This is a genomic window from Comamonas faecalis, assembly GCF_039538025.1.
GTDB classification, from domain to species: Bacteria; Pseudomonadota; Gammaproteobacteria; order Burkholderiales; family Burkholderiaceae_C; genus Comamonas_C; species Comamonas_C faecalis.
On sequence record NZ_BAABBP010000011.1, the window covers coordinates 60,437 to 81,702 of the forward strand.

General features: G+C 66.3%; 16 protein-coding genes and 1 tRNA gene. 11 read left to right on the forward strand and 6 right to left on the reverse strand.

The genetic code is table 11. The annotated features are described in order from the left end of the window. Positions 1 to 60 precede the first annotated feature (60 nt). Entirely contained in the window at positions 61 to 891 is an 831-nt protein-coding gene (locus tag ABD767_RS08060; protein WP_344869150.1) for a hypothetical protein, read from the forward strand. Positions 892 to 1,016: 125 nt separating this feature from the next. Here ABD767_RS08060 and ABD767_RS08065 read toward each other — a convergent pair whose 3' ends face one another. The 3 genes from ABD767_RS08065 to ABD767_RS08075 all read right to left on the reverse strand — a co-directional run bounded on the left by ABD767_RS08065 (position 1,017) and on the right by ABD767_RS08075 (position 5,454). Next, on the reverse strand, positions 1,017 to 3,974 hold the full coding sequence (locus tag ABD767_RS08065; RefSeq protein ID WP_344869152.1) for an EAL domain-containing protein: 2,958 nt from the start codon (positions 3,972 to 3,974) through the stop codon (positions 1,017 to 1,019). A gap of 614 nt (positions 3,975 to 4,588) precedes the next feature. After that, a tRNA-Ser gene (locus ABD767_RS08070) sits at positions 4,589 to 4,676 on the reverse strand. 88 nt (positions 4,677 to 4,764) lie between these two features. Continuing rightward, a complete protein-coding gene (locus tag ABD767_RS08075) occupies positions 4,765 to 5,454 on the reverse strand; it encodes a DUF3334 family protein (RefSeq protein WP_103046483.1) in 690 nt (229 codons plus the stop codon). Between the two features lie 244 nt (positions 5,455 to 5,698). Here ABD767_RS08075 and ABD767_RS08080 point away from each other — a divergent pair, with 244 nt between their 5' ends. From ABD767_RS08080 to ABD767_RS08090, 3 genes are read left to right on the forward strand one after another with little or no spacing between them, the layout of a single operon-like run. Further along, positions 5,699 to 6,262, forward strand: a complete 564-nt coding sequence (locus tag ABD767_RS08080) for a cytochrome b/b6 domain-containing protein (protein ID WP_103046482.1) — start codon at positions 5,699 to 5,701, stop codon at positions 6,260 to 6,262. 44 nt (positions 6,263 to 6,306) lie between these two features. Continuing rightward, positions 6,307 to 6,879 (forward strand): YceI family protein, encoded by a 573-nt coding sequence (locus ABD767_RS08085; protein WP_344869155.1) that lies wholly within the window; start codon positions 6,307 to 6,309, stop codon positions 6,877 to 6,879. Positions 6,880 to 6,909: 30 nt separating this feature from the next. Then, positions 6,910 to 7,488 carry a YceI family protein gene (locus tag ABD767_RS08090; protein WP_103046480.1) on the forward strand — a complete coding sequence of 193 codons (579 nt, stop codon included), beginning with the start codon at positions 6,910 to 6,912 and terminating at the stop codon, positions 7,486 to 7,488. 78 nt (positions 7,489 to 7,566) lie between these two features. Here the strand turns inward: ABD767_RS08090 and ABD767_RS08095 are convergent, their stop codons facing one another. Beyond that, complete coding sequence (locus tag ABD767_RS08095) at positions 7,567 to 9,882, reverse strand: phosphate acyltransferase (RefSeq protein WP_103046479.1); 2,316 nt, start codon at positions 9,880 to 9,882, stop codon at positions 7,567 to 7,569. Between the two features lie 146 nt (positions 9,883 to 10,028). Beyond that, on the reverse strand, positions 10,029 to 11,513 hold the full coding sequence (locus tag ABD767_RS08100) for a solute carrier family 23 protein (RefSeq protein ID WP_103046484.1): 1,485 nt from the start codon (positions 11,511 to 11,513) through the stop codon (positions 10,029 to 10,031). A gap of 602 nt (positions 11,514 to 12,115) precedes the next feature. On the opposite strand from ABD767_RS08100, the gene ABD767_RS08105 reads away from it, so the two are divergent. From ABD767_RS08105 to ABD767_RS08135, 7 genes are all read left to right on the forward strand, one after another. Continuing rightward, complete coding sequence (locus tag ABD767_RS08105; RefSeq protein WP_344869158.1) at positions 12,116 to 14,494, forward strand: Tex family protein; 2,379 nt, start codon at positions 12,116 to 12,118, stop codon at positions 14,492 to 14,494. Between the two features lie 310 nt (positions 14,495 to 14,804). After that, the gene (locus ABD767_RS08110; protein ID WP_344869160.1) at positions 14,805 to 15,620 is read left to right on the forward strand and encodes an HDOD domain-containing protein; all 816 of its coding nucleotides are present in this window, start codon (positions 14,805 to 14,807) and stop codon (positions 15,618 to 15,620) included. A 167-nt stretch (positions 15,621 to 15,787) separates the two neighbouring features. Further along, positions 15,788 to 16,651 (forward strand): fumarylacetoacetate hydrolase, encoded by an 864-nt coding sequence (locus ABD767_RS08115; RefSeq protein WP_103045885.1) that lies wholly within the window; start codon positions 15,788 to 15,790, stop codon positions 16,649 to 16,651. A 72-nt stretch (positions 16,652 to 16,723) separates the two neighbouring features. After that, on the forward strand, positions 16,724 to 17,785 hold the full coding sequence (locus ABD767_RS08120; protein ID WP_103045884.1) for a mechanosensitive ion channel domain-containing protein: 1,062 nt from the start codon (positions 16,724 to 16,726) through the stop codon (positions 17,783 to 17,785). A 13-nt stretch (positions 17,786 to 17,798) separates the two neighbouring features. Continuing rightward, complete coding sequence (locus ABD767_RS08125; RefSeq protein WP_344869164.1) at positions 17,799 to 18,773, forward strand: alpha/beta hydrolase; 975 nt, start codon at positions 17,799 to 17,801, stop codon at positions 18,771 to 18,773. A 253-nt stretch (positions 18,774 to 19,026) separates the two neighbouring features. Beyond that, complete coding sequence (locus tag ABD767_RS08130) at positions 19,027 to 19,890, forward strand: YbgC/FadM family acyl-CoA thioesterase (protein ID WP_103045883.1); 864 nt, start codon at positions 19,027 to 19,029, stop codon at positions 19,888 to 19,890. 47 nt (positions 19,891 to 19,937) lie between these two features. Continuing rightward, on the forward strand, positions 19,938 to 20,315 hold the full coding sequence (locus ABD767_RS08135; RefSeq protein ID WP_344869167.1) for an antibiotic biosynthesis monooxygenase family protein: 378 nt from the start codon (positions 19,938 to 19,940) through the stop codon (positions 20,313 to 20,315). Positions 20,316 to 20,383: 68 nt separating this feature from the next. On the opposite strand, the gene xth is transcribed toward ABD767_RS08135, so the two are convergent. After that, on the reverse strand, positions 20,384 to 21,163 hold the full coding sequence (xth, locus tag ABD767_RS08140) for an exodeoxyribonuclease III (RefSeq protein WP_103045882.1): 780 nt from the start codon (positions 21,161 to 21,163) through the stop codon (positions 20,384 to 20,386). Positions 21,164 to 21,266 lie beyond the last annotated feature (103 nt).

Sequence of the window (21,266 nt, forward strand, 5' to 3'; positions counted from 1 at the left end):
TTGCGTGCCACGATAGTGCAGCACATGGCCTGCAGTCCCGACAGGCCGGGAGACTCGACCATGATTTCGCCCCCCATGATGCCCTCCGAACCAGGCATGCCCGCCCCTCTCGGCATGCAGCACAAGACGCCCCAGGCCGGTGGCGTCAGTCACTGCGAGGAGGCCGGCTCGGCGACCATGGCCGAAGAGCGGCTGCCGTTTTCAGTGCGCGTGGTCAGCGATGAGCAGGCCCTGGAGAAGGCCGTCTTCATACGCCATGCGGCCTATGCGCGCCATGTCCCCGATCTTGCCCGTACCCTGCAGCAGCCCGAGGCGGCCGACTTTGCAGACGGTGCCGTGGTGCTGCTTGCCGAGTCGCACCTCGATGGCGCGCCGCTGGGCACCATGCGCATACAGACCAACCGCTATGAGCCGCTGGCGCTGGAGCAGTCGCTCACCCTGCCGCCATTGCTGAGCGGCCGCCTGCTGGCCGAGGCGACGCGCCTGGGCGTTGCCGAAGGGCGGGTGGGAACCCTGGTCAAGACCGTGTTGTTCAAGGCCTTTTTTCTCTATTGCCAGGCGACCCGGGTGGAGTGGATGGTGGTTGCTGGGCGCGCTCCGGTCGATCGCCAATACATGCGGCTGCTGTTTGACGACGTCTACCCCGAGCTGGGCTATGTTCCGCTGCGCCATGCAAGCAATCTGCCGCACCGCGTGATGAAGTTCGAAGTCGGCACGGCGCAGGCGCGCTGGGCGCAGGCAGGCCATCCTCTTTTCAATTTCATCTTCCGCACGCGCCATCCCGACATTCAGCTGGATGCGCCGCAGGCGCCCGTGGTGTCCGCGGCGCCTGTGGTGCCGGCATGGGTGCAGCAGATGTTTGCCGCACCGAAGCAGGCGCCGTCCACGTGACCTGATCTGCCGCCCGTCCTGTCATTCCATTTCTATATCAACCGATTACTTTGTCGGCTTCGCTTGCCGTGCTACAGCATTGTCTGCGCTTCACCTTCGCGTACTCGATCGATATAGAAATGGAATCAATGGGGGCCGCTGCCCGGCCTTGAGTCGTCGAACAACGATGGCGTGGGCCATGCCTGCAGCAGCAGGGAGTGCAGCAGACCGGTGTCCTCGATCAGGTCGGCCGACGAGCGCATGTCCAGCAGGCGCTCCGGCGCTTGCGGCCGTGCGACCGCGAAACCCTGCACATAGTCGACGCCGATCTCGGCCAGGGCCTGCACCGTCGCGCCGTCCTCGGCCCATTCGGCCACCGTCCGCATGCCGAGGTTGCGTGCCAGGCCGACGATGGCCTCGACGATGGCCAGGTTGGCCGGGTGCTGGTTCATGTTCACGATGAAGCTGCCGTCGATCTTGAGCAGATCCCCGCGCAGCCCCTTGAGGTAGGAGAACGAGGTGTAGCCCGCGCCGAAGTCGTCGAGCGCCACCTTGGCGCCCAGGTCGTGCACCTGGGCAATGAAGCGCCGGGTGTTCTCCAGGTCGTGCAGGGCCACGCTCTCGGTGATTTCAAGGCACAGGTAGCGGGCCACGTCGGCGTAGCGCTGCAGCAGTTCGACGGCGTCCCGGACGAAGGACTCGTCGTTGAGCGACGCGCCGCTGAGGTTCATGCAGATGAAGCGCGTGCGTGGCAGCCGGCCCTGGTGCTCGCGCACCCAGGCCAGCGTGCGCCGCAGCACCCAGCGGTCGATCACGCCCATGCGCCCGCTGTTCTCGGCCGCCGTGATCAGGCGCGCCGTGGGCACCTCCTCGCCGTCGGCGTCGCGCATGCGCAGCAGCACCTCGAAGTCCAGCGATTGATCGGGCTCGCGCAGCGACATGATGGGCTGCATCAGCAGGTACAGCCCGGGTAGGTCGTCGGAGGCCGACAACTGGCCTGCCAGGCGGATCTCGGCCTCATGCTCTTGCAGTGCGTGCGAATGGCGATCGAACACGACGAGATGGCTGCCGCGGCTTTGCTTGGCCTCGCGGCAGGCGCGGTCGGCGGCGGCGATGGCATCCTTGGTTGAACTGCCGGCGGCAACCTCGACCAGGCCTATGGAGCCGCGCGCGTAAAAGGAGCTGCCGCCCACGCGGTAGGGCTGGCCGCTGATGCTGTCCACGATGCTCTGGCAGAGGGCGCTGGCCTGCGCCATGCTGCGGCCGGGCATCAGCAGAAGGAACTCGTCACCCCCCATGCGCCCCAGGTGCATGCCGTTGTGCAGCAGGGCCTGGGTGCGCGCACAGACCTGGCGCAGCACCTCGTCGCCGGCATGGTGGCCGAACAGGTCGTTGATGAGCTTGAAGCGATCCAGGTCGAGAAAGGCCAGTGCCAGCGCGTGGGTGGCGCCGGCGCCGTGCAATGCGCCGTCGAGCTCGGCGCGGATGGCTTCGCGGTTGAGCACCCGGGTCAGCGGATCGTGATGGGCCAGGTACTGCAGGCGCTCGGTTGCCAGTGAGCGCTCGGTCACGTCCTGCAGCGACCCCTCGATGCGTTCGCCGGCAAGAGAGGCTCGCACCAGAAAGTGCCGGCTGCGAGGGCCGACGAGTTCGAATTCGGCCGCGGGCTGGGCGTGCAAAGACTGGAGCATGTGCTGCCAATCCACGGCGGCGAAGTAATGGCCCCAGCGGTGCTCGCCATGCGCCAGCACGTTGATACCCAGCGCCGCGCGCAGTGCCGGATTGGCGGCGACGAAGCGCCCCTGGAGGTCGAGCGTGAAAAGGCCCAGCGGCATGACCTCGAAGCTGTGCTCCAGCTTGGCCTGTGCCTGCACGCGCTGCTCATGCTCCTGGCGCATCTGGGCCGCAATGGCCATGGTTGCCAGCAGGCTGGACGCGAGCGCCGCGGTGACGCTGTTGACCGAGCCGATCCAGGTCTGCAGGCCAAAAGCGGCCGCCACGACCTCATAGGCACTCGACAGCAGCGCCACGCCAATCGATGCGCCATACCAGGCTGCCACCGTCGACCGCGTGATGATGACGATGCGCACCAGCAAGAACACCAGCACGGCGCTGCCCAGCGCGGTACACAGCCAGACCACCGGCAGGAACTGGGCAAAGGGCAGCACGATGGACAGAAGCAGCACCGGCGCACAGCTCCATTGCATCAGCGTGACCAGCCGCCTGAAGCCCACGCGGGGCAGTTCCTCGCGAAACAGGGCGCAAAACAGCACGATGGTCACGCCATACAGCAGAGCCACCGTGATCGCCCGCATGGGCGTGAGCCAGGCTGGCGGCACGCCGTGCCCCAGCCATTGCCAATCCCAGCCGGCCGACAGCGCCCCCATGCGCAGGTTGATCAACAGCCACACCGCGAACAGCACATAGGTGGCGTTGCGATTGATCAGCGCCGTGATGAGGACGAACAGCGCCAGCATCAGAATGCCGCCTTCGAGCAGGCCTGCATTGCGCTCGAACGAGTGGCTGGCCATTGCCAGGGCATCCTCGCTCCAGCGCTGCGCCGTCAGGCGCGCGGGGCCGACGAAGCTGGCCTTGCACAGCACTGTGGTACCGGCCGCCAGGCCCTGCACCCGCAAACCAAAGCCGGCGCGCGATGCAAACAGCCGCCCCTGCTGCTGGAGGCGATCCGCGCTGCCGAGCGGCGCAAGGGCTGCGCCATCCCAGCAGGTGACATCCGTCATGTGGCGCGACGGGAGTTCGATCACCGCCGACGGATCCAACTCGGCTGCCGGCACCGCGAACGCGAACCAGAACGGCGCCTCTGCAAGCCGTGTATCACGCAGAAGCACCGGCTGCTCCTGGGCCAGCGCCGCCCATGCCGTGGCCGGATCCAGCGTGTCGCCCTTGTCTTGCAGCACGCGCAAAGGCAAGGGCACGGGCTCTTCGAAGGCGTAATTCGGCGCCCAGGTCAGCAGCGCCAGCACGGACAACCCGAGTACGGCGCAGGGCAGGGCGACGACCAGCAGCCTCCAGTAGGCGCGCTCCAGCGTGCTGGACAGGCGGCCCCAGAGGCTTGGCGCGATGGGGCTGGTGAAAGGATTCACAGTGAAGTGTCCATGGGAAAGAACTTCAGGCTTGGCAGAAGAAAAATGTCTCTTGCTGTGATTTTCGGATCATTTTGTCTTTGACTTAAGTCATGACGAACAATCGCCTGCCTGATGCCGCCACGCATTGCCATGGCCGCAAGAGCCGGTAGTGCTTGGGGGGTGGGTGGCGGCCTTGTCCAGCGGGCCGAGAGGTTGAGAAAAATTCTCCATGTCCGCTTTGCACGCCAAGACACCCCCTGCTCATCGTTGCAAATACTCGCCATGGCCCGAGCTACTGCACTGCGTTTTGCCCTTGCAGGGCGCAGGCCAGCCAGAGGCTGACCTTCTTCGTGCTGTCCAGCAGTGCGCAGGCACTGCTGGAGCCGCAGCACTCAGCCTCGATTGGGTGCGTTGTGACGCGCCTCTCGGGCACTGCCAATTGATTCTCAACCTCTGACGCAGGGCGCGTCAGGAAGCGCACTGCGCGACGTGTCGGCAACGGGATGGGCGCCTGGCTCGGGCTGGATTCGCGGCTGAAGTGCAGGCGGTGCGGCTCCATGAGTCGCCGAGATTTTTGCCGGTTTGCAAGCACCTGGTGTGCTGCTGGAAATTGCGTCAAATATTTGTTTTATTGGCGGAAGCTCAGGGATTCGAACCCTGGAACCCTTGCGGGTTGCCGGTTTTCAAGACCGGTGCAATCGACCACTCTGCCAAGCTTCCGCGGATGTCGTGCAAGGCGGGCTGGCCGGCTTGCAGAACAGGCGATTCTAGCGCGCGCCCGCGGGGCGCTGGCGCTCGGCTGGGGGGCTCAAAACCCCATCGAGCGCAAGAAGGCGTCGGTGTCGCCGTCCGCGCCGGCAGGAGGCGCCGTGTCTGCGCCTCGGGTGCCGGCCACCTGCGCCATCAGCGCGTCGGGGTCGGGGGCGGCCTGGGGCTCGAAGTCGACGAGCTTGATGAACTGCGTGCGATCGACGGCCAACTCCAGGTAGAACAGGTTGTTGCCTGCGGTGTAGAAGGTCACGCGGCGCGCCTCGGGCTGATCCAGGTTGGCGTCCACGCTCAGCACGACCGGCTGGTTGAGCGTCATCATCTTGGGCTGGTTCTGCGAGATGTGGGTGTGCAGCTCGCGGCGGATCTTGCCGGTGAAGTCGCCGACCACCTGGTTCATCAGCTCGCCCATGACGTTGGCGACTTCGTCGCTGGTGTAGGAGGTGGCCAGCTCGCCGCGCGACATGCCCATGCTCACCAGGTAGTTCTGGTAGATCTCCATGGCCGCGTCGGCCGAGAAGTTGATGATGACCAGCCCGGAGAAACCGCCATTGAACAGTACGAAGCAGCCGATGTCGGGCTTGAGGCAGGTCTTGGTGATGCGTTGCACCATGCCTGAATATTGCACCGTGCCTTGGGTGGCGACCGACAGCACGCGCGTGACCGAGTTGCACAGGCTGATCAGGATGTCCTCGGTGCCGAAGACGATGGGGTGTTCTGGTGTGCTCATGATTGGCCGTTGTGCTGGAGAAACGCGCCACGCTGGTGCTGGCGCAAATGTCTGACCACGATTGTCGCCCATTTTGTAACCAGATGAGTCAATGCGGTGTTCCGATCGTGGCTGGCGGATTGGTTCTTCAAAAAATATGAACTATCGCGACAATCGAATTGAAATTTGATTGATGTCCGGGCACCTAGACTGGCGTTTTTCAAGGTGGAATTCCCGCCTGATTCGTCTTCAGAGGTTGTCTTCGATGGCTGTTTCGTCGCCACCGGCATTGCGCTATGGCCTGCCGGCGATTGTTTTGCACTGGCTGCTGGCGCTGGCCATCATCGGCATGTTCATCATGGGGTGGTACATGGTCGATCTGCCGTTCTCCCCCCAGCGCCTGAAGCTGTACAACTGGCACAAATGGGCCGGCATGACGGTGCTGGCGCTGACGCTGGTGCGCCTGCTGTGGCGCTTCACGCACCGCCCGCCCGCGCTGCCTGCGGCGATGGCAGCGGCCATGCCGCGCTGGCAGCACTGGGCACACCATGCAACGCACGGTCTGATGTACCTGCTGTGCCTGGTGGTGCCGCTGGTGGGGTGGGCCTACAGCTCGGCGGCGGGCTTGCAGATCGTGTATTTCGGCGTGCTGCCGCTGCCCGACTTCGTGCCGGCCAGCCCGGCGCTGGCCGACGCCATCAAGCCCTGGCATGCAGTGGCCGCATATGCGCTGGGCGCGCTGGTGCTGCTGCACCTGGCGGCGGTGTTCAAGCACCAGTGGCTCGACCGCGATGGGCTGCTGGCGCGCATGCTGCCGGGGCGCGGCTGATTCGTGGTGCGGCGGTTTTTGGATTTTTTTGAGGAGTTTTCCTGATGCGTTCATCTTTTTGGGTTGCTCCGGTGCTGGCATGCGCCGGGTTGCTGACCGGCACGCTGGCGCTGGCGCAGCAAAAGCTGATGCCGGCCAGCAGCGAGATCGTGTTCGTCAGCAAGCAGATGGGCGTGCCGGTGCAGGGGCAGTTCACGCGCTTTGACGCCGAGCTGGCATTTGATCCGGCGCAGCCGCAGGCGAGCAAGGTGGCGTTCACCGTCGACACCGGCAGCGCCACGCTGGGCGTGAAGGAGACCGATGCCGAACTGCCCAAGCCGGTCTGGTTCAACGTGGCCAAGTTTCCGCAGGCGCGCTTTGAGTCGAGCGCGATCCGCAAGCTGGACGCGGGCAAGTATGAGGTGGACGGCACGCTGGCGATCAAGGGCGCGTCGCAGCCTCTGACGCTGCCGGTCGTGCTGACCCAGGCGGGCGACGTGACGACCGCGACGGGCAGCTTCGTGATCAAGCGCCTGGTGTTCAAGATTGGCGAGAACGAGTGGGCCGACACCTCGATGGTGGCCGACGACGTGCAGGTCAAGTTCAAGTTCGCACTCACCGGTGTGGGCAAGCTGTAATCATTTTTATTTGTTTCAACGGAGAAAACCATGCGTATCGCGCAACTTCTGACGACCGCCGTAGCCGCCGCCGTGGTGGCCGGTGCCGCCCATGCCGAGATGGGTACCTACGCCATCGACCCGACGCACACGTTTGCGACCTTCGAGATCGGGCACTTTGGCGCCTCGGTCAACCGCGGGCGTTTCGAGCGCAAGGAAGGCACGGTGATGCTGGATAAGGTGGCCAAGACCGGCAAGGTGGAGATCCATTTCGACATCGCCTCGCTGACCACCGGCACGCCGCCGTTCGAGAAGCATTTGCAAAGCGCCGACATTTTTGATGCCGAGCAGTTTCCCAAGGCGAGCTTCGTGGGCGATCAGTTCCAGTTCGACGGCGACAAGGTGGTGGCGGTTGCCGGCCAGCTGACGATCAAGGGCAAGACCCAGCCGGCGACGTTCACGGCCAAGCAGTTTGCCTGCTACGACAGCCCCATGCTCAAGCGCGAGGTGTGCGGCGGCGATTTCGAGACGACCATCGACCGTACGCAGTTCGGCGTGGACTACGGTGTGCAGTTCGGCTTTCCCAAGAACGTGCGCATCGTCGCGCAGATCGAGGCGATCAAACAGTAAGCCAGCCTCGGTCACGCATACAAAAGCGCAGGCGCCCCGGTGGGGCGGCCTGCGCTTTTTGCTGTGCTGCCCTGCCGGTCAGGCTTGCTGGGCGCGCAGCGCGGCGGCGTTGACCACGGCCAACGCGGTCATGTTGACCACGCGGCGCACCGTGGAGGCGGGCGTGAGGATGTGCGCCGTGCCGCCCACGCCCATCAGGATGGGGCCGACGGTGACGCCGCCGCTCGTCGTCTGCTTGAGCACGTTGTAGAGGATGTTGGCCGCGTCGATGTTGGGGCAGACCAGCAGGTTGGCCGAGCCGATCAGCGTCGAGTCGCCCAGGTAGCGCGTGCGGATGGCGGGCTCCAGCGCCGCGTCGCCATGCAGTTCGCCGTCGCACTCGATGTCGGGGTGGCGCGCGACGAAAATGTCGCGTGCTTGGCGCATCTTGCTGGCGCTTGCCCGCTTGGACGATCCGAACGTGGAATGCGACAGGAATGCCACGCGCGCGGGCAGGCCAAAGCGTTGCACCTCTTGCACCGCGTGCCAGGCAATGTCGGCCAGTTCTTCGGCGCTCGGGTTTTCATTGACGTAGGTGTCGGTGATGAACAGCGGTCCTTTGTCGGTGACAAGGGCGTTGACGGCCGAATACTGCTGCACGCCCGGTGCGTGGCCCAGGATGCTGTGAATGCGTTCGAGGTGGGTCTCGAATGAACCGACCAGGCCGCAGATCAGCGCGTCGGCGTCGCCCAGGTGCACCATCAGCGAGCCAATGATGGTGTTGGAGCGGCGCACCGCGGCCTTGGCCACCTCGGGCGTCGCGCCGTGGCGCTTCATCATGCCGTGGTAGGTCTCCCAGTACTGGCGAAAGCGCGGGTCGTCCGCCGGGTCGCAGATTTCCACGTCCTTGCCCGGCTGCATGCGCAGGCCCGCCTTGGCGATGCGCGCGGCGATGACGGCGGGGCGGCCGATCAGAATGGGGTGGGCGATGCCGTCATCGATGGCGAACTGCGCCGCACGCAGAGCGCGCTCGTCCTCGCCGTCGGCGTAGGCCACGCGCTTGAGCTCGGCGGGCAGGGCGCGCGCGGCATTGACCACCGGGCGCATCAGCATGCCGGTCTGGTAGACAAAGCGCGAGAGCTGCTCCTTGTAGGCCTGCATGTCGGCGATGGGGCGGGTGGCGACGCCGGAGTCGGCAGCGGCCTGCGCCACGGCCGGCGCAATTTTGAGGATCAGGCGTGAGTCGAACGGCGTCGGGATCAGGTAGTCGGGGCCAAACGACAGCTCCTGGCCGGCGTAGGCGTTGGCGACTTCCTCGCTCACATTTTCCTTGGCCAGCGCGGCGATCTGGTGCACGCAGGCGAGCTTCATCGCCTCGGTGATCTTGGACGCGCCGCAGTCGAGCGCGCCGCGGAAGATGTAGGGAAAGCACAGGACGTTGTTGACCTGATTGGGGTAGTCCGAGCGACCCGTCGCCATGATGCAGTCCGGGCGCACCGCCTTGGCGAGCTCCGGGCGGATCTCCGGCTCGGGGTTGGCCAGCGCCAGGATGACGGGCTTGTCCGCCATGGTCTTGACCATCTCGGCCGTCAGCACGCCGGGGGCCGAGCAGCCCAGGAACACGTCGGCGCCGTTGACGGCGTCGGCCAGCGTGCGCGCGTCGGTTTTTTGCGCGTAGCGCGCCTTGGAAGCGTCCATGCCGCCGGGGCGGCCCTCGTAGATCACGCCCTTGGAGTCGACCATGAAGATGTTCTCGCGCCGTGCGCCCAGGCCGACCATGACGTCGACGCAGGCAATCGCCGCGGCGCCGGCGCCCGAGACGGCGATCTTCACGTCGGCTATCTTCTTGCCCACCAGTTCCAGCGCGTTGATCAGCGCGGCGTTGGAGATGATGGCCGTGCCGTGCTGGTCGTCATGGAACACCGGGATGTTCATGCGTTTGGACAGCTCCTGCTCGATGTAGAAGCATTCGGGCGCCTTGATGTCCTCCAGGTTGATGCCGCCCAGCGTGGGCTCCAGCGCGGCGACGATCTCGATGATCTTGTCCGGGTCGCGCTCGGCCAGCTCGATGTCGAACACGTCGACGCCGGCGAACTTCTTGAACAGACAGCCCTTGCCCTCCATCACCGGCTTGCCCGCCAGCGGGCCGATGTCGCCCAGGCCCAGCACGGCCGTGCCGTTGGTGATGACGCCGACCAGGTTGCCGCGCGCTGTGTAGTCATAGGCCTTGACCGGGTCTGCCTGGATGTCCAGGCAGGGGTAGGCCACGCCGGGCGAGTAGGCCAGCGACAGGTCGCGCTGGCTGGACAGAGGCTTGGTCGGCGTGACCGAGATCTTGCCCTTGATGGGACTGCGGTGGTATTCGAGCGCGGCCTCGCGCAAGGCGGCTTCCGCGGGAGAGAGTTTTTGGGTCATGGCAGGAAAGAAAAATTCGGTGCTGGGATTGCCGCTTGCTAGCTTACTGCAAGCGCGCCGGAGCCATAAGCGGCACAGACATTCATCGGTGTGCAAATGCAAGTGTGTGACAGATGCCGTAAGTGCGACAAGTAATGTGCACGGCTTCAGTGGGCCTCCGCCTGGCGGGCGGCCTGGATCTGGGCGCTGACGTCGTGGCGCGCGCCGTTGAAGAACAGGTTGAGCAGCACGGCGCAGATGGATGCCAGCAAAATGCCCGACTCGACCAGCGGATGGATGGCGTGGGGCATCCACTGGCGGAAGTTGGGTGCGACCAGCGGAATCATGCCCACGCCAATGGAGACGGCGACGATCATCGCGTTGTTGCGGTTGCTGTGAAAGTCGACGTTGGACAGGATGCGGATGCCGGTGGCCGCCACCATGCCGAACATCACCAGGCCGGCGCCGCCCAACACCACGGTGGGCAGCGACTCGATCAGCGCCGCCATCTTGGGCAGCAGGCCCAGCATGATGAGGATGAAACCGCCGGCCACACACACCCAGCGGCTCTTGATGCCGGTGACGGCCACGAGGCCGACGTTTTGCGAGAAGCTGGTATAGGGAAAGGTGCTGAAGATGCCGCCCAGCAGCGTGCCCAGGCCGTCGGTGCGCAGGCCGCGCTTGAGGTCGTCGGCCGTGATCTCCTTGTCGGTCATGTCGCCCAGCGCCAAAAACATGCCGACCGATTCGATCATCACCACCACCATGATCAGCGACATGGTCAGAATCAGCACCGGGTCGAACACCGGATAGGCGATTTGAAACGGCAGCACGATGTCCACCCACTGTGCCTTGCCCACCTTGCTGAAATCCATCAGGCCCATGGCGGCCGTGATCACGCCGCCCACCAAAATGCCCAGCAGCACCGAGATGTTGGCCCAAAAGCCCTTGCCAAAGCGTGCAATCAGCAAGATGGTGGCCAGCACGACGGCCGAGATGCCGACGCCGGTCAGGTCTGCGTATTTGGGGTTGGGAATGGTGGGAAGAATGGCAAAACCCTTGGGCAGGGGGCGCAGATCCGAGCCCGGCCCGTCGACGGTCATGACGTCGGCCAGCCATTTGAGGTGATCGGGGTGGGGCACCGACGGCGCCGTGGGGCCGACGGGGTTGCCGAAAATCCAGTTGATGCCCACGCGCATCAGGCTGATGCCGATGACGGCAATGATGGTGCCGGTCACCACCGGCGGGAAAAACCGCAACATGCGGCTCATGAAGGGCGCGATCAGAATGGAGATGATGCCCGCGCCGATGACCGAGCCGAAAATCAGCCCGGCGCCGGCCTCGCCCCCGGTGGTTTGCGCCATCGACACCATGGGCGCGACGGCGGCAAAGGTCACGCCCATCATCACCGGCAGCTTGATGCCAAACCACTGCGTTGCGCCCCAGGCCTGAATCAGCGTGACCAGGCCGCAGACGAACAAGTCGGCCGAGATCAGGTGGGCCACCTGCTCGGGGTTCAGATTGAGTGCCCGCCCGACGATGAGCGGCACGGCCACGGCGCCGGCATACATCACCAGTACGTGCTGCAGGCCCAGCGTGGTCACACGCAGCAAGGGCATTTTTTCGTCAACGGGATGGACGGCGGTCGTCATGCTGTCTCCTTGGGTGTGCGGCGGCGCACGCTCGGTGGTGGAAGGGTGTTCTGCGGTATATACAAAAAATGTATACACATCAAAGGCGAATGGGTAGCCGTGCCAGTGGTGAAAAATCTCGGTGTTTGCCCGGGGGCAGGCTGGCGTCGAAGGGTTTGTTCAGGCTTGCAGAACGTTTGGCTTGCGCGCGCAGCCTGGATGCCCGGGCCTAGGGCCTGTTAACGCTATTTTTGACGGATGCGTTGTGATCAAAAGGGCCACTCGCCAAGGCGCCAGCCGCAGCCAAGGTGCCACCCTTGGCAAGGCTGGCAACGCCGGCGATGGCCCTTTTGATCGCAACCCGAAGGGAACATACTCAGAACGGCGCCACTCTTCGTTGCGCTCCTTGCCCAGACACCCGGTCTGGGCTGCGTCGCACGTCTCGATTGACGCCGTTCTGAGTATGTTCGCACCGCCAAAAATAGCGTTAACAGGCCCTAGCTGGGTCTGGCGGGGTGCTGTGGCAAACTTTGCGGCTTTGTTTTCACCCGCCGGTCTGCGGCGCGCATCTCGGTGCAAGTCTTGCCGACGCGGGTTTTCCGTCTTTCAGTCTCATCACGTCCATGCAGGAAATCACCCGCCAGTTGGCAGAAGAAGTCAAGGTCACCGAAACCCAGGTGCGTGCCGCCGTGGAACTGCTCGATGGCGGCGCCACCGTGCCCTTCATTGCGCGCTATCGCAAGGAGGCCACCGGCGGGCTGGACGACGTGCAGCTGCGCGAGATCGAGGCGCGCCTGTCCTATTTGCGCGAGCTGGCCGACCGCCGCGTCGCCGTGCTCAAGGCGATTGACGAGCAGGGCAAGCTGACCGACTTGCTGCGCGCCGCTATTGCGGCTGCGCCGACCAAGCAGGAGCTGGAGGACATCTACCTGCCGTTCAAGCAAAAGCGGCGCACCAAGGGGCAAATCGCGCGCGAGTTCGGCATCGAGCCGCTGGCCGACAAGCTGCTGGCCGACCCCACGCTCGATCCCCATGAGGAAGCCCAGGCCTTCTGCCAGCCCGCCACCGTATTGGACGATGGCAAGCCCGGCCCGGATTTTTCGACCACACACGCAGTGCTTGACGGCGTGCGCGACATCCTCAGCGAGCGCTGGGCCGAGGACGCCGTGCTGGTGCAGTCGATGCGCGAATGGCTGTGGAGCGATGGACTGCTGGTGGCCAAGAAAGTCGACGGCAAGAACGAGAACGACCCCGAGGTCGCCAAGTTCCGCGACTATTTCGACTATGACGAGCCGATCGGCCGCGTGCCCTCGCACCGGGCGCTGGCGGTGTTTCGCGGCCGGGCGCTGGAGATTCTGGAGGCCAAGCTGGTGCAGCCTGAATTGACTCCCTCCCCCAGCGGGGGAAGGAGCGATACCCCCAGCCTGGCCGAGGGCCGCATCGCCCTGCACCTGGGCTGGAGCCATGCGGGCAGGAAGAGCGACGACCTGCTGCGCAAATGCGTGGCCTGGACCTGGCGCGTCAAGCTCAGCCTGTCGACCGAGCGCGACCTGTTCTCGCGCCTGCGCGAGGAGGCGGAAAAAGTTGCCATCAAGGTGTTTGCCGACAACCTGCGCGACCTGCTGCTGGCCGCGCCCGCCGGCCCCAAGGCGGTGATGGGGCTGGATCCGGGCATTCGTACCGGCGTCAAGGTGGCCGTCGTCGATGCCACCGGCAAGCTGGTGGAGACCGCCACCATCTACCCGCACGAGCCGCGCCGCGACTGGGATGGCAGCCTGCACACGCTGGGGCGCCTGGTGCAGCAGCACGGCGTGCAACTGGTGGCCATCGGCAACGGCACGGCCAGCCGCGAGACCGACAAACTGGCCGCCGACCTGATCGGGCTGGCCGCCAAGGCAGGGCGGACGCTGGAGAAGGTGGTCGTCAGCGAGGCGGGTGCCTCGGTCTACAGCGCCAGCGAGTACGCATCGCAGGAGCTGCCCGACGTGGACGTGAGCCTGCGCGGCGCGGCCAGCATTGCGCGGCGTCTGCAGGATCCGTTGGCCGAGCTGGTCAAGATCGAGCCCAAGAGCATTGGCGTGGGCCAATACCAGCACGACGTGAACCAGAGCGAGCTGGCGCGCACGCTGGACGCGGTCGTCGAGGACTGCGTCAACAGCGTGGGCGTGGACCTGAACACCGCCAGCAGCCCGCTGCTGGCGCGTGTGGCCGGGCTCTCGCCCAGCGTGGCACGGTCGGTGGTGCGCTGGCGCGAGCAGCACGGCGCGTTCACCACGCGCCAGCAACTGCTGGACGTCACGGGCCTGGGGCCCAAGACCTTCGAGCAGGCGGCAGGCTTTTTGCGCATCCGCGGCGGCAGCAACCCGCTGGACATGACCGGCGTGCACCCCGAGACCTACCCGGTGGTCGAGCAAATCATCGTCCGCACCGGCAAGCCGGTGCACGAGCTGATGGGCCGCGCCGAAGTGCTCAAGACGCTCAAGCCCGAGCAGTTCGCCAGCGACCGGTTTGGCGCGATCACGGTCCAGGACATCCTGGGCGAGCTGGAAAAACCCGGCCGCGACCCGCGCCCGGATTTCAAGGTGGCGCGCTTCAACGAGGGCGTCGAGGCGATCTCGGATCTGAAGGAAGGCATGCTTCTGGAGGGGACGGTGAGCAACGTCGCGCAGTTCGGCGCCTTTGTCGACCTGGGCGTGCACCAGGACGGCCTGGTGCACGTCAGCCAGCTCAGCCACAAATTCGTCCAGGACGCGCGCGAGGTGGTCAAGACCGGGCAGGTCGTCAAGGTCAAGGTGTTGGAGGTGGATGCCGCGCGCAAACGCATCAGCCTGACGATGAAGCTCGACGCCGCCCCGGCGCGCCGCGATGGCCCGCGCGAGAACCGCTTCGAGGGCGCGGGCCGCGCGGAACGGGGCTACGCCCAGCCGCAGCGCCGCGCGAGCGATCCCGCGCCGCAGTCGGCCATGGCGTCGGCGTTTGCCAAGCTGCAGGGCAAACGCTGACGCACTTTGGCCGTTTTATGGCACCTCGCGCTGCGCGGGGCCGTCGTGGCTCCAGATGTATTCGCGCGGGATCGGGCCCTTGTGCGCGGCAAGCTCTGATGCTCACTGCGCCGGAGCAGCGGATGAAGCCCTGGTTCGCCGATGGCTTGCGACGCGCTTGACCGAACGGCTTGGCAAAGCGCGAGCCATGGAGCTTTGGGGCTCATGTCGCCTTGGCAGGCTGCCTGCGGTGTTGGGCGGCATGGCTGGAAGGCGCGGCGGCTTCTGTATGGATAATCCCCGCCATCGTCCGATCATGAAGCGTTGACCCATGGATATCCATGCCCTGCTGCGTCAGCCGGTGGTGTTGCCCAGCCAGCCGCGCGCAGTTGCCCTGCTCAAGAGTGCGCTGGCACAGGCGCAGCCCAGCCTGCGCCGCCTCAACCAGATCGTCGGCAGCGACCCGGCGCTGGCCGCGCAGCTGCTGCAGCAGGCCAATGGTCCGGCCTATGGCCTGCAGGGCCAGGTGGGCGGCATTGCGCAGGCGCTGGTGCTGGTCGATACGCGCCAGCTGCCCGCGCTGGCGGGCCAGGTGGTGCTGGGCACCACGTCGGGGTCGGTTCCCGGGGTCAATCTGCAGGCGTTCTGGCGCTACAGCCTCAATACCGCCAAGCTGGCGCGCTCGCTGGCCGGGCTGGTGCATCACGACCAGATCCTGGCCTACACGGCCGGGCTGCTGCACGGCCTGGGCGAGCTGGCCATGCATTTGTTCGACGCGCGGCGCATGCACGACATCAACGACCTGGCCGGCCCGCTGGACATTCGCCGCGGCAAGCTGGAGCTGCGGCTGCTGGGGTTTTGCTATGGCCAGGTCAGCGCGGGCCTGGCGCGGCAGTGGGACTTGCCGCAGACCATCATCGACGCGCTGCGCTACCACAGCGCGCCATTTGCCAACAATGTCTACGAGCCGCTGGCCGGCGTGCTGCACCTGGCCGCATGGCGCGCCCGTGCGCGCGAGGCGGCCATGGGCGACCGCGAGATGGTGGCCAACTTTCCGGGCGAGGTCGGCGTTGCGCTGGGCCTGGACATCGACATGGTGCTGCAACAGGACCCGATCGACTGGAGCGCCCAGCCCGACGATGACTGATTCCATTTTTCAATCAATCGGGTACGCGAAGGCGCAGCGCAGGCAGTGCTGTAGCACGGCAAGCGAAGCCGACAAAGTAACCGTTTGATTTGAAAATGGAATGAAGGGCTGCGGCGCGCTGAATCGCCAATACAACAATCTACCCATGACAACCCGAGGAGACCCGCATGAAGATTCGCTTTGCATTGACCACGCTGGCGCTGGCTGCCAGCGCCGCGGCCGGCGCCGCCTGCCTGGACGACGCCCAGGTGGCCGCTTTGGCCAGCCACTACGCGGCCAAGACGCCGGCGCCCAACTTCGAGACGCTCAGCGACGCCGATGCCGCCTGCACCCGCGCCAAGCTCAACGCGCTGCTGGCGCGCCAGCTGGGCAAGGTGGCGGGCTACAAGGCGGGCCTCACCAACCCGGCGGTGCAAAAGCGTTTCAATACCAATGCGCCGGTCTGGGGCGTGCTCTACGAGGGCATGGTTCAGCCCAGCGGCTTCACCACGACGGCAGCGTTCGGCGCGCGTCCGCTGTTCGAGGCCGACATGCTGGTGCGCGTCAAGGACGCGGGCATCAACCAGGCGCGCACGCCCTGGGAGGTGATGCAGCACATCGACCAGATCATCCCGTTCATCGAGCTGCCCGACCTGGTCGTGCAGGCGCCGCCCAAGCTCAACGGCGCCGGCGTGGCGGCGATCAACGTCGGCGCGCGCCTGGGCGTGGCCGGCACGCCGATTGCCGTGGCTCGCACGCGAGGCGAGCGCCAGCAGCAGCTCGAAGCGCTGGCGCGCATGCAGGTGCAGGTGCGCGACGGCCAGGGCAAGGTGCTGTCGGTGGGGCAGGGCAGCGACATCCTGGAGCATCCGCTGAACGCGGTCAGCTGGATCGCGCAGGCGCTGGCGCAGGAAAAATTGGCGCTCAAGCCGGGAGACCTGGTCAGCCTGGGCTCGTTCTCGCCGTTGATGCCCCCGCGCGCCGGCCTGAGCGTCACGGTGGACTACGCCGGCCTGCCCGGGGCGAAGCCGGTGCAGGTGAACTTCCAGTAAACAACGGATAGTGGCGACGCCAGCGCGCAACCGCGCTGGCGCGGATTGGTTTTTTTGACAGGAGTGTTTGTTTTGGATCTGTGGGACGTGCAATGGAGGGGCCACGCGCTGCTGGCGTGGCTGTTGGCTCTGGGGGCGGGTGTTGTCGGCTATGCCATCGTGCATGGCGCGCTGGCCGTGCTGGGCGCGCGCCTGCACCGGCTGGCGCAAGCCAGCCCTGGCGGCGCGCTGCAGATGTTGGCGGCGGTGGTGCGCGCCACGCGCGGCTGGGTGTTGCTGCTGCTGTCGGTGGTGGTGGCGCTGCGCGTGTGGGCGCCCGAGCCGGCGCTGCAGCGCCCGCTGGAGCAGTTGACCCATGTGCTCGTCGGCCTGCAGGTGGCGCTGTGGCTCAACCGCCTCGTCGCCGTGCTGCTGGGCCGCGCGGTCGAGCGCGACGCGGTGCGCAACCCCGTGATGATCGGCGTCATCAAGTGGAGCGCGCAGCTGGCCATCTGGGTCATGCTGCTGCTGGCAGTGCTGGCCAATGCCGGGGTCAACGTCAACGCCTTCATCGCCAGCCTGGGCGTGGGCGGCGTGGCCGTGGCGCTGGCCGCGCAGAACGTGCTCGGCGACCTGTTCGCCTCGATCAGCATCGGCCTGGACAAACCCTTCGAGGTGGGCGACTACATCGGCTTTGGCAGCGAGTCGGGCACGGTGGTGCGCGTGGGCATCAAGAGCACGCGCATCCAGTCGCTGTCGGGCGAGGAGCTGGCGATTGCCAACGCCCAGCTGCTGCAGCAGACGGTGCACAACTACAGCCGCATGACCGAGCGGCGCATCGCGTTCGAGCTGCGCCTGGCCATCGACCCCTCGCGCCCGCGCATCGAGCACTTCGTGCACAGCGTGCCGCCGTTGCTGCGTGCCATCGACAAGGTGCGCTTCGACCGCTTTCACCTGACCGGCTTTGGTGACGGCTGGATGGCCTTCGAGTGCGTGTACTACGTGCTGGCGCCCAGCTACGCGGTGTTTCGCGACGTGCAGCAGCAAATCCACTTCGACCTGCTCGACCTGCTGGCCGAGAAGGAGCTGCAGCTGGCCGTGCCGGTGCGCGCGCTGCAGGGCCCGGCTCCGGCCGCGCCGGTAGCCGCTTCCTGACGGGCGTGCCGCGATGACCCAACTGCATCTGCCGGACGAGGACATCCTGGACGAGCTCACGCCCACCATGCGCAGCGTCGTCACGCGCATGGCGCGCGCCGCGCGCGCGCCGCTGCACACCCTGACGCCGGCGCAGGCGCGCGCCGCCTACGAGGCCGGCGCCGGCATGCTGGAAGTGCCGCGCGCAGAGCTTGCGCGGGTGCAGGACTTCACCATTACGGTGCGCGACGGCGCCGCGCTGCGTGCCCGCCTGTACGCACCCGGCACGCAGCCGGGCCTGCCCGCGCTGCTGTACCTGCATGGCGGCGGCTTTACCGTCGGCTCGATCGCCACGCACGACATCCTGTGCCGCGAGCTGGCGCGCCTGTCGGACTGCGCCGTCGTGGCGCTGGACTACCGCCTGGCGCCCGAGCACCGTTTTCCGACCGCGCACGACGACGCCTGGGACGCACTGCAGTGGCTGGCCGCACACGGCAAGGCGCAACTGCAGCTGGACGCCACGCGCCTGGCCGTCGGCGGCGACAGCGCCGGCGGCACGCTGGCCGCGGCCTGCGCCCTGCAGGCGCGCGACGCGGCGCTGGCGCTGCGCCTGCAGTTGCTGTTCTACCCGGGCACGACCGCGCACCAGGACACCGAATCGCATGCGCGCTACGCCAATGGCCCGGTGCTGGACAAGGCAGCAATCGACTGGATGTTTGCCCAATACATTCCCGACCATGCACAGCGCGAGGACTGGCGCTTTGCGCCGCTGCTGGCGGACGACCTGGAAGGCGCGGCCCCGGCGTGGCTGGGCCTGGCCGAGTGCGACCCGCTGGTCGACGAGGGCGTGGCCTATGGCGACCGCCTGCGCATGGCGGGCGTGCCGGTGGACCTGGAGATCTACCGCGGCGTGACGCACGAATTCATCAAGATGGGCCGCGCGATTGCCCAGGCGCGCCAGGCCCACCACGACGCGGCCGCCGCGCTGCGCGTCGCTTTTGCACTTTGAACCTAGAAACGGCAGTTGACCCCTTGCCATCTTCGCGAGAGCCACATGAATACTGACATTTGCTGCTTCGTTGGAGTTCACCTGGAGGGTGAACGCGCTACACGCCCGCCAGTGCCGCGCTCGACGCGCCACGCGGCGTTGCTCCTCCTTGCGGGCAGGAGCCCGCTGCGTCGTCACGCCTTGCCTGGCACGCCGATCACGGCACTGGCGGGCGTGTCCAACTGCCGCTTCTAGGTTGAAAGGTTCCCCCGCCATGCAACGCAAGGACTACCGCTGCATCCACCGCCTGCGCGTGCGCTGGTCGGAGGCCGACGCACAGAAGATCGTCTTCAACGCCCATTACCTGACCTACGCCGACTGCGCGGTCACCGAATACTGGCGCAGCCTGGCGCTGCCCTACGACGCGACGATGGCCGCGCTGGGCGGCGAGGTCTACCTGAAGAAGGCCGGCGTCGAATACCACGCCAGCGCGCGCCTGGACGACCTGCTGGACGTGGGCATCCGTTGCACGCGCATAGGCGCCAGCTCGATGGTGTTCGACGTTGCCGTGTTCTGCGGCGACCGCCTGCTGGTCTCGATCGAGCTGGTCTACGTGTTTGCCGACCCGGCCACGCAGACCAAGCGCGACGTGCCGGCGGCGCTGCGCGCCATCATCGAGCACTTCGAGGCCGGCGGCGAGATGGCCGAGGTGCATGTGGGCGACTGGCAGGCGCTGGGGCGCGACGCCACCGCGTTGCGCATGGCGGTGTTCGTCGACGAGCAGGGCATTGCGCCCGAGATCGAGCTGGACGACGAAGATCCGGTCGCGGTGCACGCGGTGGCCTACAACCGCCTGGGCCACGCCGTGGCAACGGGCCGCCTGTTGGCGACGCAGGACGGCGCAGCGCGCATCGGTCGCATGGCGGTCGACCGCGGCGTGCGTGGCCAGCGCTGGGGCGCGCAGCTGCTGGATGCACTGGTGCAGGCCGCGCGTGAGCGCGGCGACCAGGAGGTACAGCTGCACGCGCAGTGCAGCGCCGAGCCGTTCTACCGCCGCGCCGGCTTTGCCGCCGAGGGTGCGGTGTTCGAGGAGGCAGGCATTCCCCACGTGCTGATGCGCCTGCCGCTGCAGGAGTGAGAGAAGCCCCGGTAGCGCGTTGAAGCGCGTTGAGCCAAAGAGCAGAGATGACCATCACGTGGCTGGCGCCCGCCTCGGAGTTCGAGTGGCGCGCCAGGCACATTCAGGAGAGTCCAATGATTGTTGAAATTGCAGATTTCAAGGTGGAGCCGGCCAGGCACGAGGAATTTGGCCAGACTCTGAAGAAGGCGGCCGACGCGGTGCTGTCGAAGGCCACGGGCTACCTTGGCCACAGCATTCTGTCGTGCATAGAGACCCAAGGCCGATACATTCTGACGGTGCACTGGGAAAGCCTCGACGCCCACACCATCGGTTTTCGCCAGTCTCCGGCGTTTGCGGAGTGGAGAGCCATCATCGGCCCGTACTTCGCCGAGCCGCCTCACGTCGAGCACTTCTCCATCGTGGAGAGCAAGAACCCCAGGTAGGGCCGCTTTGCGGGGCCCCCGCACTCGCCACTCATTCGTGGGTGGCGAGTGACTTGATGCGCAGCGGCTCACCCCTGCAGCGACACCACCACCGGCGCGTGGTCGCTGGGCTGGGGATTTTTGCGCGGTGCGCGGTCGATGGTGCAGGCCGTCACCTGGGCGTGCAGCGCGTCGCTGACCAGGATGTGGTCGATGCGCAGGCCGCGGTTTTTCTGGAAGCCCAGCTGCCGATAGTCCCACCATGAAAAGCTTTTCTCGGGCTGCTCGAACAGGCGGTAGGCGTCGTGCAGGCCCAGCGCCAGCAACTGCTGGAAATGTGTGCGCTCCTGCACCGTATGGTGGATGGTGTCCTTCAGGCCCACCGGGTCCCAGGAGTCGCGGTCCTCGGGCGTGACGTTGAAGTCGCCCATCAGCACCAGGCACGGGTGCTGGCGCAGCTGCTCTTTTATCCAGTCGTGCAGCGCGGCCAGCCAGCGCATCTTGTAGGCAAATTTCTCGCTGCCCGGCTCCTGGCCGTTCACGAAATAGGCGTTGACCAGGCGCAGCGGCCCCTGGGGCGTGTCCAGCGTGGCGCTGATCACGCGCGCCTGCTCGTCGTCGAGCTCCGGCAGGTTGCGCACCACGTCGGCGGCCGGCGCACGCGTGATCAGCGCCACGCCGTTGTAGGTCTTCTGGCCAAAGCAGCTGCTGTGGTAGCCCGCTTCGCTGAACGCCTCGTGCGGGAATTTGTCGTCGGTGAGCTTGAGCTCCTGCAGACCCAGCGCGTCGACCGGGTTGTCCTGCAGCCAGGCGAGAACCTGGGGCAGGCGTACTTTGAGCGAGTTGATGTTCCAGGTGGCGAGTTTCATTGCGTCGTGCGGTTTGTGAATCAAGAAGGGAGCGGCCCGGGCAAGGCCTGGGCGCTCTGTGAGCGATGGGGTTGGGCAGGCGGCACAGGCCCGCTACGGCTCC